General features: G+C 71.0%; 14 protein-coding genes and 1 riboswitch. Of the genes, 11 read left to right on the forward strand and 3 right to left on the reverse strand.

The genetic code is table 11. The features are described from left to right. Positions 1 to 14 precede the first annotated feature (14 nt). Entirely contained in the window at positions 15 to 395 is a 381-nt protein-coding gene (gene gcvH, locus AB0O21_RS04465) for a glycine cleavage system protein GcvH (protein ID WP_365166064.1), read from the reverse strand. Positions 396 to 496: 101 nt separating this feature from the next. Then, positions 497 to 1,612 carry a glycine cleavage system aminomethyltransferase GcvT gene (gcvT, locus tag AB0O21_RS04470; RefSeq protein ID WP_365166066.1) on the reverse strand — a complete coding sequence of 372 codons (1,116 nt, stop codon included), beginning with the start codon at positions 1,610 to 1,612 and terminating at the stop codon, positions 497 to 499. A 157-nt stretch (positions 1,613 to 1,769) separates the two neighbouring features. Then, positions 1,770 to 1,873: riboswitch (glycine riboswitch) on the reverse strand. Between the two features lie 257 nt (positions 1,874 to 2,130). Between gcvT and AB0O21_RS04475 the strand changes: the two genes are divergently transcribed. The 11 genes from AB0O21_RS04475 (at position 2,131) to AB0O21_RS04525 (ending at position 14,404) form a co-directional block, all read left to right on the forward strand. Beyond that, positions 2,131 to 2,781, forward strand: coding sequence for an AAA family ATPase (locus AB0O21_RS04475; RefSeq protein ID WP_365166399.1), 651 nt, complete (start codon positions 2,131 to 2,133; stop codon positions 2,779 to 2,781). Between the two features lie 319 nt (positions 2,782 to 3,100). Next, positions 3,101 to 3,844: an enhanced serine sensitivity protein SseB gene (locus tag AB0O21_RS04480; protein ID WP_365166068.1), complete on the forward strand. Its 744-nt coding sequence runs from the start codon at positions 3,101 to 3,103 to the stop codon at positions 3,842 to 3,844. 60 nt (positions 3,845 to 3,904) lie between these two features. Next, a complete protein-coding gene (locus AB0O21_RS04485; protein ID WP_365166070.1) occupies positions 3,905 to 4,645 on the forward strand; it encodes an enhanced serine sensitivity protein SseB C-terminal domain-containing protein in 741 nt (246 codons plus the stop codon). A gap of 472 nt (positions 4,646 to 5,117) precedes the next feature. Further along, a complete protein-coding gene (locus AB0O21_RS04490; protein ID WP_365166072.1) occupies positions 5,118 to 6,110 on the forward strand; it encodes an ABC transporter permease in 993 nt (330 codons plus the stop codon). Between the two features lie 40 nt (positions 6,111 to 6,150). Further along, positions 6,151 to 7,914 (forward strand): ABC transporter substrate-binding protein, encoded by a 1,764-nt coding sequence (locus tag AB0O21_RS04495; protein WP_365166074.1) that lies wholly within the window; start codon positions 6,151 to 6,153, stop codon positions 7,912 to 7,914. Between the two features lie 135 nt (positions 7,915 to 8,049). Next, positions 8,050 to 9,051: an ABC transporter permease gene (locus tag AB0O21_RS04500; RefSeq protein ID WP_365166076.1), complete on the forward strand. Its 1,002-nt coding sequence runs from the start codon at positions 8,050 to 8,052 to the stop codon at positions 9,049 to 9,051. A 47-nt stretch (positions 9,052 to 9,098) separates the two neighbouring features. Beyond that, complete coding sequence (locus AB0O21_RS04505; protein WP_365166401.1) at positions 9,099 to 10,157, forward strand: ABC transporter ATP-binding protein; 1,059 nt, start codon at positions 9,099 to 9,101, stop codon at positions 10,155 to 10,157. A 5-nt stretch (positions 10,158 to 10,162) separates the two neighbouring features. Further along, the gene (locus tag AB0O21_RS04510; protein ID WP_365166078.1) at positions 10,163 to 11,251 is read left to right on the forward strand and encodes a dipeptide ABC transporter ATP-binding protein; all 1,089 of its coding nucleotides are present in this window, start codon (positions 10,163 to 10,165) and stop codon (positions 11,249 to 11,251) included. Positions 11,252 to 11,471: 220 nt separating this feature from the next. Further along, a complete protein-coding gene (locus tag AB0O21_RS04515) occupies positions 11,472 to 12,128 on the forward strand; it encodes a trimeric intracellular cation channel family protein (RefSeq protein ID WP_365166080.1) in 657 nt (218 codons plus the stop codon). 47 nt (positions 12,129 to 12,175) lie between these two features. Beyond that, the gene (locus AB0O21_RS04520; protein ID WP_365166082.1) at positions 12,176 to 13,033 is read left to right on the forward strand and encodes a thioesterase family protein; all 858 of its coding nucleotides are present in this window, start codon (positions 12,176 to 12,178) and stop codon (positions 13,031 to 13,033) included. Positions 13,034 to 13,240: 207 nt separating this feature from the next. Continuing rightward, the gene (locus AB0O21_RS04525; RefSeq protein ID WP_365166084.1) at positions 13,241 to 14,404 is read left to right on the forward strand and encodes a cysteine desulfurase family protein; all 1,164 of its coding nucleotides are present in this window, start codon (positions 13,241 to 13,243) and stop codon (positions 14,402 to 14,404) included. Here AB0O21_RS04525 and AB0O21_RS04530 read toward each other — a convergent pair. Further along, positions 14,397 to 15,059: an N-acetylmuramoyl-L-alanine amidase gene (locus tag AB0O21_RS04530; RefSeq protein WP_365166086.1), complete on the reverse strand. Its 663-nt coding sequence runs from the start codon at positions 15,057 to 15,059 to the stop codon at positions 14,397 to 14,399. The two genes, AB0O21_RS04525 and AB0O21_RS04530, sit on opposite strands and share 8 nt — an antisense overlap. Positions 15,060 to 15,091: the final 32 nt, after the last annotated feature.

Raw genomic sequence — 15,091 nt, forward strand, 5'->3', positions numbered from 1 at the left:
AGGATCCCCTGGGGTCAGTTACCGGCGGTGAGTGCGGCGTACTCGTCAGCGGAGAGCGCGTCCTTGGGCTCCTCCGTCAGACGCACCTTGAACAGCCAGCCGCCCTCGAACGGGGCGGAGTTCACCAGCGCCGGGTCGTCCACGACGTCCTGGTTGAACTCGACGATCTCACCGGAGACGGGGGAGTACAGGTCGCTGACCGACTTGGTCGACTCCAGCTCGCCACAGGTCTCGCCCTCGGTCACGGTGTCGCCGACCGCGGGGAGCTGGGCGTAGACGACGTCACCGAGCGCGTTGGCCGCGAACTCCGTGATGCCGACCGTCGCGACGCCGTCCTCGGCGTCCGACAGCCACTCGTGCTCCTTGGTGTAACGCAGCTGCTGGGGGGTGCTCATGGCCTGATTCTCCTGGATGCGGGGGAGTGGGAACGAACGGGGTCTTGGGTACTGCGATGTCGCCGCACGGGGCACCCGGGCGGCAGGCCTGACTACAAGGACTACTTCTGCCGCTTGTAGAACGGCAGAGCGACGACCTCGTACGGCTCATGCGTACCGCGAATGTCGACGCCGACGCCGGAGGTGCCGGGCGCGGCGTGCGCCGCGTCGACGTACGCCATCGCGATCGGCTTGCCCAGCGTCGGGGACGGGGCGCCGGAGGTGACCTCGCCGATGACCTGGCCGTCCGCGACGACCGGGAAGCCGGCGCGCGGGACACGGCGGCCCTCGGCGATCAGGCCGACCAGCTTGCGCGGCGGGTTCGTGGCGGCGCGCTCGGCGGCGGACTCCAGCGCGGCGCGGCCGACGAAGTCCCCCTCCTTCTCGAACTTCACGACCCGGCCCAGCCCCGCGTCGAACGGGGTGAGGGAGGTGGTCAGCTCGTGCCCGTACAGCGGCATGCCCGCCTCCAGGCGCAGCGTGTCGCGGCAGGACAGGCCGGCCGGGACCAGGCCGACGCCCTCGCCGGCCTTGGTCAGCGCCTGCCACAGCTCCACGGCGTGCTCGGGGGAGACGAACAGCTCGAAGCCGTCCTCGCCCGTGTAGCCCGTACGCGCGATCAGCGCGGGCACGCCGGCGACGGTGCCCGGCAGACCGGCGTAGTACTTCAGACCGTCCAGGTCGGCGTCGGTGAGGGAGGCGAGGATGCCGGGGGACTCCGGGCCCTGCACGGCGATCAGCGCGTACGCGTCGCGGTCGTCGCGGACTTCGGTGTCGAAGCCGGCGGCGCGCTCGGTCAGGGCGTCCAGCACCACCTGGGCGTTGGAGGCGTTGGCGACGACCATGTACTCGGTCTCGCCGAGGCGGTAGACGATCAGGTCGTCGACGATGCCGCCGTCTTCCTGGCAGATGTGCGTGTAGCGGGCACGGCCGACGCCGACGGTGGAGATGTTGCCGACCAGCGCGTAGTCCAGGGCCTTGACGGCCTCCGGGCCGGTCAGCGTGATCTCGCCCATGTGGGAGAGGTCGAAGAGACCGGCCTTGGTGCGGACGGCGTTGTGCTCGTCGCGCTCGCTCGCGTACCGCAGGGGCATGTCCCAGCCCGCGAAGTCGGTCATGGTCGCACCGAGGGAACGGTGCAGCGCATCGAGTGCGGTCAGGCGGGGGGCAGTGCTCATGGGTGTGGCTCCCGGGTCCCAGGGCATGACATGACGAGGAGAGGTCCTCCCCATCTGTCATCGGAACCTGAGAGGTTCGCCGAGAGTTCCTGACGCGTCAGGGTCTCCGGCTTGCACCTTGGGTGGAGCTGCCGAACAGCTCGCTTTTCAGATCTGCCTCATCCACGCGGTACGGGGCCTGAGAGATTCAAGGGAGGTTCTTGCTCCTTCGGCGCCCACGCACGGCCTTGCGGCGTGCCGGGACTCTCCCGCGCGGATTCAAGCGGCCGGTATGCAATTGGTGATGCGGTTGGTCCAGATGGCGCACATCATTGCACGCCATGGTGGAGATCGGGCGGCCGGGCCCGAAAGATCGTACGGGTGTCCAGGGTCTGGACGGGGGCGGACCGGAACCGGGGGTGCCGGATTACCGTCTCTTTACACTCAGTGGGCAAGGGTCCTGGTGACCCGATTCGGGGGAGGCGAACGCTGTGCGGAGATTCGTAGGAGTGGCGGCGACCGCGGGGACCGTGGGTGCGGTGCCGGAGCAGCGGGGCGCGCGCCGCGTGCGCGGGCTCGGGCTCGACGCGGGGCCGGTACGGGACCTGCGCGGGCCGGGTGTACGGGGCCCGCAGCGGCTCCGCTTCGCCGAGGGCGACATCGTGGTCGTGTCCGGCCTGCCGGGCGGCGGCAAGAGCACGCTGATCAAGCGGGCCGCGGGCGAGGGCGGCACCGGGGGCGGGAGCGGGGGCGCGGCGATCGACTCCCAGGACACCCGTGAGCGCTGGGAGCGCCGGATGCCGGGGGCGCTGCCGTACGCGGTGTACCGGCCGATGGTGCGTGCCGCGCACTACTGGGGGCTCTGGCGGCACCTGCGCTCCGGGCGCTCCGTCGTCGTCCACGACTGCGGTACGCAGAGCTGGGTGCGGGCGCTGCTCGCGGCGGCCGCGCGGCGGCGGGGGCGGGCGCTGCACATGCTCCTCCTGGACACCAGCCCCGAGGAGGCCCTGTCCGGCCAGGAGGCGCGGGGGCGCGGGGTCTCGACCTACGCCTTCGCCCGCCACCGGGGTGCGGTGACCCGCCTCCTGCGCGAAGCGGAAGCCGGCCGCCCCCCGGCGGGCTGCGCCTCGGCCACGCTCCTGGACCGCCGCTCCGCCGCCGCGGTGACGCGGATCGCGTTCCACCCCTGACCCGCCCGCGTGCGGCGCCGTTGTCGGGGGCTCCGCCCCCGAACCCCCGCGCCTCAAACGCCGGCGGGGCTGGGAGGTTGCCCGGCGGGACCGGAAGCGCCCCGCGGGCGATGCGGCCGCGCTTGACGGACGGCAGGAGCGAAATCCAGCCCCTCCGGCGTTTGAGGAGCGGGGTCTGGGGCGGAGCCCCAGGGGCCCGGGCGCAGCCCGGGGGCGCTTGCGCGGCGGCGCCGCAGAGCGGACCGGCCCGGAGGCGTGCGGCGCAGCCCGGGGCCGGTACCCTGCGGGGCGACACGGTGGGAACACGGAGGCAGGGGACATGCAGGGCAACGGCTGGCCGGGGAATGAGCTGGAGCAGGTGCTCGGAGCGGCGCTCGGGCAGCCGGACGCCGGCGGGCGGATCCTGGAGGTGCTCGGGCGGAGCCAGGTGTGGGTGCCCCTCCCGGCCGGCGCGGGCAAAGAGCAGGGCGGCGCCGAGGGGCTGACCCTGCCCACCATGGACATCGGCGGCGCCGCCTACGTCCCGGTCTACAGCTCCGAGGCCCAGTTCCTCGCCTGCGTCGGCCCCGGCATGGACTTCGCGGTGGCCCCCGCCGTCGAGTTCGCCCGCGGCCTGCCCCCGCAGCTCGGCATCGCGCTCAACCCCGAGGGCGCCGTCGGCGTCCCCCTCCCCCCGCCCGCCGTCGCGGAGCTCTGCCGCACCGGCCGGACCCCCCTCGACGGGCCCGCCACCGGCGGCCGGGTGCGGCTCTACGAGCCGGACTGGCAGGAGGACCCGGTGGACTTCCTGGCCGCCGCGGCCGAGGAGTTCCGCGCCGACGGGGTCGTCTCCGCCGCGTACCGCTGCCTCGCGAGCGTCGAGGGCGGGGAGCCGCAGCTGTTCATCGGTGTCCGACTGGTGGGATGGGAGTCCGAGTCCCGCAATGCCCCGATGGACGCCCTCGGCCGGGCCCTGAACCGCGTACCGGCGCCCTGGCCGGTGCAGTTGATCCTGCTGGACGCCGCCGAGGACCCGGTCACGGACTGGATTCGTGAGCGCGTACGCCCCTTCTACCTCCCGTAGGGCCGCTTAAGCTGTTCACGCGTTCCGTCGGGCGGAAGCAAAGACGAGGAGGGGTACCGGGTGAGTGCGTCAGGCACGGCCGCGGCCGGGCAGGTCGAGCACATGCTGCGCCAGGTGACTCCCGGGCGCTACGAGAGCTACGAGTCGCTTCTGCACGCCCTCTCCGAGGGCAGGCTGTGGATGCTGCTCTGGCAGGGGCAGCCGGGCTCCCCTGACGCCCAGTACGGCGGCATGGAGGTCGAGGGCCTCGGGTACGCGCCCTGCGTGACCTCCCCGCAGGAGCTGACCGCCAGCGGCTGGAACCGGGGCTACGAGGTGGTCACCGGCCGGGACATCGCCCGCGCCCTCTACCCCGACCGCTGGGGCCTGTGGCTCAACCCGCACGCCCAGGGCGGCGGCCTCGGCGTCCCGTGGGCCGACCTGCGCCGGATCGCGACCGGCCTGGACCGGATGCCGGCCGGCCCGCTGCGGCTGTCCGAGCCCGCCATCGAGCTCCCGCAGTTCTACGGGCTGCTGACCCAGCACGCCCACCGAACCCCCGCCGTGCGCTCGCTGCGCCGCGCCTGGGTGCAGCCGGCGCTCGGGTCGCCGTACCTCGCGGTGGGGCTCGACCTGTACGACGCCTCCGCGCCCGCGCTGGAGTCCGTACGGGAGATGATGCGGCAGTCGGTCGGCGTCGTTCCCGAGGGCGTACCGGTGTGCACGGTCGCGCTCGCGGACGAGCACGATCCCGTCGCGATGTGGCTGCGCGCGCAGACCCGCCCCTTCTACGACCGCGAGGGCCAGGCACCCGCGTACTAGCGAGTAGACCGCCGGCCTCCCGGCATCCACATATTGAGACATCCGTCTCGAAGGCCGCACCGAACACATCGGTGCGGCCTTCGTCATATCCGCCGAATCCGCCCAAGATCCTTGACTGAAATGGCAGTTGGGCAGGATGTCCGTTCCGCGCCGAACGGGCGGTGTTTCACCGCTGAACAGGGCCTGCCGTTCGGATAACGGAAGGTGTCGATGCAGATCACGGTTGCGCATCACATCCCCGAGAGGTCTGGCGGCCGGTTGAGCGCCCCATGAAGACTCCCCACCCAAGAGCCGGTCAGTCCTCCGAGACCCGGTTCGGCACGTGCACTTCGCTTGTTGTTCCACACGGCAATTCCTGCACTTCACACGCGTCCTGTGTGTCCCACGCACTCCGAGCGCCACTCCGCACCAACGCCGCCACAGCGGCGGGCATGGGCCGGCCACCCGTCGGCCGAGAGGGGTCCCCACCACGATGACGGCACCACTGCACGACACGAGCGCGGAAACAGCCGCACCCGTGTCCGTAGCCGACGTCCCAGCCAAGGCCATCGAAGGCCGCTCGCCCGGCCGCATCGCCTGGATGCGGCTCAAGCGCGACAAGGTCGCGCTGACCGGCGGCGTGGTCGTGATCCTCCTGATCCTGGTGGCGGTCTTCGCGCCGCAGATCGTGAGCCTGCTGGGCCACCCGCCCAACGAGTTCCACGAGGACCTGATCGACCCGGACCTGGGCACGCCGATCGGCTCCTTCGGCGGCATGAGTTCCGACTTCCTGCTGGGCGTCGAACCCACCAACGGGCGCGACGTGTTCAGCCGGATCGTCTACGGCGCCCGGATCTCCCTGATCGTCGCCTTCCTGGCGGCCTTCGTGTCCGTCGTCATCGGCAGCCTGCTCGGCGCCCTCGCCGGGTTCCTCGGCGGCTGGGTCGACGGGCTCATCAGCCGCACGATGGACCTGCTGCTGGCCTTCCCGCAGCTGCTGTTCACCATCGCCCTGGTCTCCGTGGTTCCCAACTCCCTCTGGGGGTTCGAGGGTTCAGGCGTCCGCATGGGCGTCCTGGTCATCGTCATCGGCTTCTTCGGATGGCCGTACATCGGCCGCATCGTCCGGGGCCAGACGATCTCCCTGCGGGAACGCGAGTACGTCGAGGCCGCTCGCAGCCTCGGCGCCGGGCGCGGCTACATCCTGATCAAGGAGCTGCTGCCCAACCTGGTCGCCCCGATCCTCGTCTACTCGACGCTGATCATCCCGACCAACATCCTGACGGAGGCGGCCCTCAGCTTCCTCGGCGCCGGCGTCAAGCCGCCGACGGCCTCCTGGGGAAAGATGCTGTCCGACGCCATCCCCATCTACCAGGACGACCCCATGTACATGGTGGTCCCCGGTATCACGATCTTCATCACCGTCCTGGCGTTCAACCTCTTCGGGGACGGGCTGCGTGACGCACTCGACCCCAAGGGCAGCTGAACCGCTCAACGATTCACCCACCTATGGAGGTTGGACAACCGTGATCCGCAGAAAGCAGGCACTCGCGATCACCGCCGTGATCGCCGCCCTGTCGCTGACCGCCGCGTGCGGTGGCGATGACGGCAAGAAGACCGAGGGCAAGAACACCGGGGGTGCCGCCGCGTTCAACGCCGCCACCACCGGCGTCGTGAACCCGTCGACCACCAAGGGCGGCGAGCTCAAGCTCTGGTCGCCGCAGGACGTCGACTACCTCGACCCGGCGCGTGCCTACTACGGCTTCGTGTGGAACATGCAGCGCCTGTACATCCGCCAGCTGCTCGCGTACGACAGCAAGCCGGGTGAGGCTGGCACCAAGCTGGTCCCGGACCTCGCTGAGGCCCTGCCGGTCCTGAGCAACGACGGCAAGACGTACACCGTCAAGATCAAGGACGGCGTGAAGTTCGAGGACGGCACGCCGATCACCTCGAAGGACTTCAAGTACGGCATCGAGCGGGTCTTCGCGCAGGACGTGCTGTCCGGCGGTCCCACCTACCTGATCGACCTGCTCGACCAGGGCCAGAAGTACCCCGGCCCGTACAAGGACACCGACCCCAACAAGATGGGTCTGAAGTCCGTCGAGACGCCGGACGACAAGACGATCGTCTTCAACCTGGCGAGCGCCAACTCCGACTTCAGCTACCTGCTGGCCATGCCCTCCTCCTCGCCGGTCCCGGTGGCCAAGGACGACGGCGCCACGTACACCAACAAGCCGGTCTCCACCGGCCCGTACAAGGTCGAGAGCTTCACCGCGGGCAAGGGCGCCACCTTCGTCCGCAACGAGCACTGGGACCCGAAGACGGACACGATCCGCACGGGTCTGCCGGACAAGGTCTCCTTCACGGTGACGACCAACCCGGACGACATGGACCAGCGTCTGCTGTCCGGTGACATCGACCTCGCGGTCGACGGCACGGGCATGCAGCAGGCCGGCAAGAACAAGGTCCTCAAGGACGAGAACCTGAAGAAGAACGCGGACAACCCGTTCACGGGCTACATCCGCTACTTCGCCTTCCCGCAGACGGTCGCGCCGTTCGACAACATCGAGTGCCGCAAGGCCGTCATCTACGCGGCCGACCCGAAGTCCCTGCAGACCGCCCGCGGCGGCCCGACCAGCGGTGACCTCGGCGCCAACATGCTGCCGCCCGGCATCCCCGGCTCGGACAAGTCCTACGACCCCTTCGGTCTGACGAAGGGCGAGCCGCAGGAGGCCAAGGCCAAGGAGGCCCTCAAGGCCTGTGGCAAGCCGGACGGCTTCGAGACCACCATCGCCGTGCGCAACAACCGCGCCCCCGAGGTGAAGTCCGCGGAGTCCCTGCAGGCGGCCCTCGCCAAGGTCGGCATCAAGGCGACGATCGACCAGTACGACGGCAAGCTCTCCTCCTCCACGATCGGCTCGCCCGAGAACGTGAAGAAGAAGAACTACGGCATCATCGTCATGGGCTGGGGTGCCGACTACAACTCCGGCGCCGGCTTCCTGCAGCCGCTGGTCGACGGATCGTTCATCCTGCCGAACGGCAACAACAACTACACGATGCTCGACGACCCCGAGGTCAACGGGCTCTTCGACAAGGCCGCTGCCGCCGCCACGCCCGAGGCCGCAGCCCCGTTCTACACGGACATCAACAAGAAGATCATGGAGAAGGCTCTCTACCTCCCGATCAACTTCGACAAGGCCTTCGTGTACCACAACCCGCGCCTGACCAACGTCTACTTCAACGACTCGTTGGGCAAGATCGACCTCGCGGTCGTCGGCGTCAACAAGTAACCGCAGGCCCAGCAAAGCACCTAAGTAAGTGCCTTCACCGCACATGCGCTAGTCCGAAGGGCAGGTGAAGGCCGCAGGCGGTGGCCGCCGTCCCCACAAGGGACGGCGGCCACCCGCCCCGGGCGGCCGACTGCAGTGCTCGTCTACCTCATACGGCGGCTGTTCAACGTCGCCGCCACGCTGCTGGTGGTCTCCGTGGTCACCTTCGGCATCTTCTTCGCGGTCCCGAAGCTGACCGGCAGCGATCCCGCACTCATGTACGCGGGTCGCGAGACCAACGAGACCGCCCTGGCGGGCATCCGCGTGAAGATGGGCTTCGACAAGCCCATCTCCGAGCAGTACCTGCTCTTCCTCAAGGGCATCTTCGCCGGCCGCGACTACGACGGCGGCACGGATGTCACGCACTGCGCGGCGCCCTGCTTCGGCTACTCGTTCAAGACCGAGGCGCCCGTCTGGGAGACCATGCTCGACCGGATGCCGGTCACCCTCTCGCTCGCCCTCGGGGCGGCCGTGATCTGGGTGATCGCCGGTGTGGCCACCGGCGTGGTCTCGGCCCTCAAGCGCCGGACCGCCATCGACCGCACCGTCATGGTCGGCGCGCTCGCCGGTGTCTCCCTGCCGATCTTCTTCACCGGCATGGTGGCCCCCGCGATCTTCGTCTACGGCCTCGGCTGGCTGGACGTATCCAACTACAAACCACTCACCGAAGACCCGGTGGCCTGGCTCAACTCCATGATCCTGCCCTGGGTGACCCTGGCCTTCCTCTTCGCCGCCACCTACGCCCGCATCACCCGCGCCACGATGCTCGAAGTGCTCGGCGAGGACTACATCCGCACGGCCCGCGCCAAGGGCCTCAAGGAGGGCGTGGTCATCCGCAAGCACGCCCTGCGCTCCACCCTCACCCCGGTCGTGACCATGTTCGGCCTCGACCTCGGCGGACTCCTCGGCGGCGCGGTGCTCACCGAGACGACCTTCAACTTCCAGGGCCTGGGAACGGCCGCGGTGGCAGCGATCAGCGCCGGCGACCTCCCGGTGATCATGGGAGTCACCCTGCTCGCCGCGCTCTTCGTGGTGATGGCCAACCTGATCGTGGACCTGCTGTACGCCGTCATCGACCCGCGCGTGAGGCTGACGTGACCGAGACCCCCGCCTCTTCCAACGGCACCTCCACCGGGCCCGCCTTCATCCCCGAGCAGGCCGGGCCGCGCGACGGCGCCTACCTCTCGGTGCGCGACCTCAAGGTGCACTTCCCGACCGACGACGGACTGGTCAAGTCCGTCGACGGGCTCTCCTTCGACCTGGAGCGCGGCAAGACGCTCGGGATCGTCGGCGAGTCCGGCTCCGGCAAGTCGGTGACCTCGCTGGCCATCATGGGCCTGCACCGCACCGGCAACGCGCGCAGCCGCCCGCACATCTCGGGCGAGGTCGTGCTCGACGGCGAGGACCTCGTCAGCGCCGACGCCGACCACGTGCGCAGCCTGCGCGGCCGCAAGATGGCCATGGTCTTCCAGGACCCGCTCTCCGCGATGCACCCGTACTACTCGGTCGGCGCGCAGATCGTCGAGGCGTACCGGACCCACCACGACGTCGACAAGAAGACGGCGCGCAAGCGGGCCGTCGAGATGCTCGACCGCGTGGGCATCCCGGAGCCGCACCGGCGCGTGGACGGATACCCCCACGAGTTCTCCGGCGGCATGCGCCAGCGCGCGATGATCGCCATGGCTCTGGTCAACAACCCCGAGCTGCTCATCGCGGACGAGCCGACCACCGCCCTGGACGTCACCGTCCAGGCGCAGATCCTGGACCTGATCCGAGATCTGCAGAAGGAGTTCGGCTCCGCGGTCATCATGATCACGCACGACCTGGGCGTGGTCGCCGAGATGGCCGACGACATCCTCGTCATGTACGGCGGCCGCTGCGTCGAGCGGGGCACCGCCGAGAAGGTCTTCTACGAGCCCCGCCACCCGTACACCTGGGGCCTGCTGGGCTCGATGCCGCGCATCGACCGCGACCAGACCGAGCGCCTCATCCCGGTCAAGGGCTCGCCGCCCAGCCTCATCAACATCCCCAGCGGCTGCGCCTTCAACCCGCGCTGCCCGTACGCCGACATCCCCAAGGGCGGCATCACCCGCACCCAGCGGCCCGAGCTGACCCAGGACGACAGCCGGCACTGGTCCGCCTGCCACATGTCGCAGGAGGAGCGGACCCGGATCTGGACCGAAGAGATTGCGCCGAAGCTGTGACCGACATGAAGAAGACCGGCGCGGCGGAGACCTCCGAGCAGGAATCCGCGGAAACGCTGCTGAAGGTGACCGGCCTGGTCAAGCACTTCCCCATCAACAAGGGGCTGCTGCGCCGGCAGGTCGGGGCCGTCAAGGCCGTGGACGGGATCGACTTCGAGGTCCGTCGCGGTGAGACGCTGGGCGTGGTCGGCGAGTCCGGGTGCGGCAAGTCGACCATGGGCCGGCTGATCACGCGGCTGCTCGAACCGACCGGCGGAAAGGTCGAGTTCGAGGGCAAGGACATCACGCACCTCGGGGTGGCGGGCATGCGGCCGCTGCGCCGCGACGTGCAGATGATCTTCCAGGACCCGTACGGCTCGCTGAACCCGCGGCACACGGTCGGCACGATCGTCGGCGCCCCCTTCAAGCTGCAGGGTGTCTCCCCGGAGGGCGGTCTCAAGGCCGAGGTGCAGCGGCTGCTGTCGCTGGTCGGCCTGAACCCGGAGCACTACAACCGCTACCCGCACGAGTTCTCGGGCGGCCAGCGCCAGCGCATCGGCATCGCCCGGGCCCTGGCCCTGAAGCCGAAGCTGGTCGTTGCCGACGAGCCGGTCTCGGCGCTGGACGTGTCGATCCAGGCCCAGGTGGTGAACCTGCTGGACGACCTCCAGGAGGAACTCGGCCTGACCTACGTGATCATCGCGCACGACCTGTCGGTCATCCGGCACGTCTCCGACCGCATCGCGGTGATGTACCTCGGCAAGATCGTGGAGCTGACCGACCGCAAGTCGCTCTACGAGAACCCGATGCACCCGTACACCAAGGCCCTGCTGTCGGCCGTCCCGGTGCCCGACCCGAGGCGGCGGGGTGCGGCGACCGGCCGCATCCTGCTCAAGGGCGACGTGCCGTCGCCGATCTCCCCGCCGAGCGGCTGCCGCTTCCACACGCGGTGCTGGAAGGCGACGCAGATCTGCACGACGCAGGAACCGCCGATGCTGGCGCTGAAGACCGGCCACCAGGTGGCCTGCCACCACCCGGAGAACGCCCCCGACCAGGCGCCGGGCGACCAGCCCCTGCCGGGCGCGGCCGACGCGGTGGCCGCGGTTTCGGAGTAGCGGCCGAAATCCGGCGGGGCCGGGACTGCCGCTGAGCGGCAGTCCCGGCCCCGCCGACTGCTTGCCGGCGCCGCCGAGCAGAAACCAGCCCCTCCGGCGTTTGAGGAGCGGGGTCCGGGGCGGAGCCCCGGCAGCGGTGCCGCACGGCACATCCGGCCCCTGAACCCGCGCCGACCCCCGGTGGGGCAAGGGCACCGGCCCGTCGGGCGACAATGGGCCGGTGCTCCACGATCTCTTCCCGCCCGGGATCCAGCATGCCCTGGACCTCGCCGGCATCTTCGTCTTCGCCACCGCGGGCGCGCTGCTCGCCGTCCGCAAGAACTTCGACGTCTTCGGCATCGCCGTCCTCGCGCTGGTCACCGCCCTCGGCGGCGGCCTCTTCCGCGACCTCGTCATCGGGGCGACCCCCGCCGCCGCGTTCGGTGAACCCAGCTTCTTCGTGACCCCGCTGATCGCCGCGGCGATCGTCTTCTTCCTGCACCCCGAGGTCCAGCGGATCAACCGCGCCATCAACGTCTTCGACGCCGCCGGCCTCGCCCTCTTCTGCGTGACGGGCACCACCAAGGCCTACGAGTACGGCCTCGGCCTCACCGCGTCCGCCGCGCTCGGCGTCGCCACGGCCGTCGGCGGCGGCGTCCTGCGCGACATGCTCGTCAACGAGGTGCCCTCGCTGCTGCGCGACCGCGAGATGTACGCCGTCCCCGCCGTCGTGGGCGCCGCCATCGTCGCGCTGTCGATCGCCTTCGAGTCCCTCAACGCCTTCACCACGGGCCTCGCGATCGTGACCACCTTCGTGCTGCGCATCCTCGCCATGCGTTACCACTGGCGGGCCCCGCTGGCCTGGAACCGCCGCTCGTCGGTGGCCGAAGAGCCGTAATCAAACAAAGCTACCGCTTAGTAGCGAGCCGGTGTACCGTCGTTTGCATGTCACACGCAGCTGCCAAGGCATCCATCGGCGACAGCGAGTTCGACCGCGACACCACCGTCACCGCCCGGGCGGGCGAGCCCGGGGTGTACGACGCGGAACTCTCCGCCGGCTGGACGATCATCACCGCCGTCAACGGCGGCTACCTGCTGGCCCTGGTCGGCCGGGCCCTCTCGGCGGCCCTCCCGCACCCGGACCCGTTCACCGTCTCCGCGCACTACCTGACCTCCTCCGTGCCCGGCCCCGCCGTGATCCGCACGCAGGTCGTCCGCGTCGGCCGCACCCTCTCCACCGGCCAGGCCTCGCTGTTCCAGTACGACGAGAACGGCGCCGAGGTCGAGCGCATCCGCGTCCTCGCCTCCTTCGGCGACCTCGCCGCGCTCCCGGAGGACGTCCGCACCACCGCGGCTGCTCCGGTCATGCCGCCGTACGAGGACTGCCTCGGCGCGGAGGCCGGTCCGGCCCCGATCCCCGGCAGCTCCGCGATCGTCGACCGGCTCCGGCTGCGCCTGGACCCGGCGACCGCCGGCTGGGCCGTCGGCGCGCCCTCGGGCAAGGGGGAGATGCGGGCCTGGTTCGAGCTGGCCGACGGCCGCGACGCCGACCCGCTGTCCATGCTCCTCGCGGTGGACGCGCTGCCGCCGACCGCCTTCGACCTGGGCCTGATCGGCTGGGCCCCGACGGTGGAACTCACCACCCACATCCGCCGCCGCCCCGCCCCCGGCCCGCTCCGGGTCTCCATCACCACCCGCAACCTGGCGGGCGGCTTCCTGGAGGAGGACGCCGAGGTCTGGGACTCCGCGAACCACCTGGTGGCCCAGTCCCGCCAACTGGCCCGCGCCCCGCGCCCGATTTAGCCCCTCCGGCGTTTGAGGAGCGGGGTCCGGGGCGGAGCCCGGGCTGGGGGTCCCCCGGACGGAGTCTGGGGGATGGAGGAAGGGCGGGTAGGGGACCGGCTCCGCGCAGCGGCCCCACCCGCACCCCACCCGCACCCGCGCCCGCCCCCCGGAGGAAACGGCGGCGCGTCGGAGCACCCCGCAGGGGACTCGTAGAATCGGGGGATCATGGCCTACCTCGACCACGCCGCAACCACCCCCATGCTGCCGGAGGCCGCCGCGGCGATGACCGCGCAGTTCTCCGCCACGGGGAACGCGTCCTCCCTCCACGCCGCCGGCCGCCGCGCCCGCCGTACCGTCGAGGAGGCCCGCGAGGCCTTCGCCGAGGCGATCGGCGCCCGCCCGAGCGAGGTGGTCTTCACCGCCGGCGGCACGGAGGCCGACAACCTCGCCGTCAAGGGCCTCTACTGGGCCCGCCGCGACGCCGACCCCGCCCGGACCCGCGTCCTCGCCAGCCCCGTCGAGCACCACGCCGTGCTCGACGCCGTCCACTGGCTCGCCGAGCACGAGGGCGCCCAGGTCGAGTACCTGCCCGTGGACCACTACGGCCGCGTGAGCCCCGAGGACCTGCGCGAGGCCATCGTCCGCAACCCCGACGACATCGCGCTCGTCACCGTCATGTGGGCCAACAACGAGATCGGCACCGTCATGCCGGTCCGCGAACTGGCCGCCGTCGCAGCCGAGTACGGCATCCCGATGCACTCCGACGCCGTGCAGGCCTTCGGGCAGCTCGACGTCCACTTCGGCGACAGCGGCCTCGCCGCCCTGACCGTCAGCGGCCACAAGGTCGGCGGCCCCTACGGCATCGGCGCCCTGCTCCTCGGCCGCGACCAGACCCCCGTACCCGTCCTGCACGGCGGCGGCCAGGAGCGGCACGTCCGCTCCGGGACCCTCGACGTGCCGGCCATCGCCTCCTTCGCGGTGGCGGCCGTACTCGCCGCCGAGCGGCGCGAGCGCTTCGCCGCGGAGATCGGCGCGCTGCGCGACGAGCTCGTCGCGGCCGTCCGCGCGGCCGTGCCGGACGCCGTCCTCGGGGGAGACCCCGACGACCGGCTCCCGGCCAACGCCCACTTCAGCTTCCCCGGCTGCGAGGGCGACTCCCTGCTGCTCCTGCTGGACGCGCAGGGCATCGAGTGCTCCACCGGCTCCGCCTGCACCGCCGGGGTGGCCCAGCCCAGCCACGTCTTGCTGGCCACCGGCACCGACCCGAAGCTCGCCCGCGGCACCCTGCGCTTCTCCCTCGGCCACACCTCCACCCAGGAGGACGTGGCGGCCCTGGCGGCAGCCATCGGCCCGGCCGTGGAACGCGCCCGCACGGCCGGCCTCAGCTAGCCAGGGCCTCCCGGACCAGGCGGATGTACCGGTTCCAGTCCCAGTGGCGGCCGGGATCCGTGTGGTCGGCGCCCGGGACCTCGGAGTGGCCCACGATGTGCTTGCGATCGGCGGGTATGCGGTAGCGGCGGCAGATGTCGGCGGCGAGCCGGGCCGAGGACGCGTACATCGTGTCCGTGAAGTCCTTCGGCCGGTCCACGAACCCCACGTGCTCGATGCCGATGCTGCGCTCGTTCATCGAGCGGCTGCCGGAGTGGAAGGCCACGTCGAGCTCGCGCACCATCTGCTCCACGTGGCCGTCACCGCGCACGATGTAGTGCGCCGACGCCTTGTGCCACGGGTTCTTGAAGGCGTCCACCGAGGACGCGAAGCCGCCCTGTGTGACATGCACGACGATCCGGTCCACCCGGTAGTCGTCGGGCCGGTCCGCCAGCCGCCAGTTCGCCGGCGAGGCCGCCGTCCAGCTCGCGCCCGCGTGGTCGATCTCGCCCTCCTTGCGCGGCTTGGCCACCCCCGGCACCAGCCACCAGGCCCGGCCGATCTCGTCCCGCCCGACGACCGCCGCCGCCGTGAAGATCCCGAGCCCCCCGATCAGCACCGCCCTGCGCGTCCGGCCCGGCGGCTTCTTTCCCTCTCCGCTTCCCTGCTTCCCCATGTGATCGCACCCCCCACAGCCGATAACGCGCT

The sequence above is a fragment of the Streptomyces sp. NPDC091371 genome, assembly GCF_040684275.1.
Lineage (GTDB): Bacteria > Actinomycetota > Actinomycetes > Streptomycetales > Streptomycetaceae > Streptomyces.

What these genes read in the sequence shown, in the direction of transcription:
- gcvH (WP_365166064.1), bottom strand. Translation starts at nt 395, where the DNA reads ATGAGCACCCCCCAGCAGCTGCGTTACACCAAGGAGCACGAGTGGCTG.
- gcvT (WP_365166066.1), bottom strand. Translation starts at nt 1,612, where the DNA reads ATGAGCACTGCCCCCCGCCTGACCGCACTCGATGCGCTGCACCGTTCC.
- AB0O21_RS04480 (WP_365166068.1), top strand. Translation starts at nt 3,101, where the DNA reads ATGCAGGGCAACGGCTGGCCGGGGAATGAGCTGGAGCAGGTGCTCGGA.
- AB0O21_RS04490 (WP_365166072.1), top strand. Translation starts at nt 5,118, where the DNA reads ATGACGGCACCACTGCACGACACGAGCGCGGAAACAGCCGCACCCGTG.
- AB0O21_RS04510 (WP_365166078.1), top strand. Translation starts at nt 10,163, where the DNA reads ATGAAGAAGACCGGCGCGGCGGAGACCTCCGAGCAGGAATCCGCGGAA.
- AB0O21_RS04520 (WP_365166082.1), top strand. Translation starts at nt 12,176, where the DNA reads ATGTCACACGCAGCTGCCAAGGCATCCATCGGCGACAGCGAGTTCGAC.
- AB0O21_RS04525 (WP_365166084.1), top strand. Translation starts at nt 13,241, where the DNA reads ATGGCCTACCTCGACCACGCCGCAACCACCCCCATGCTGCCGGAGGCC.
- AB0O21_RS04530 (WP_365166086.1), bottom strand. Translation starts at nt 15,059, where the DNA reads ATGGGGAAGCAGGGAAGCGGAGAGGGAAAGAAGCCGCCGGGCCGGACG.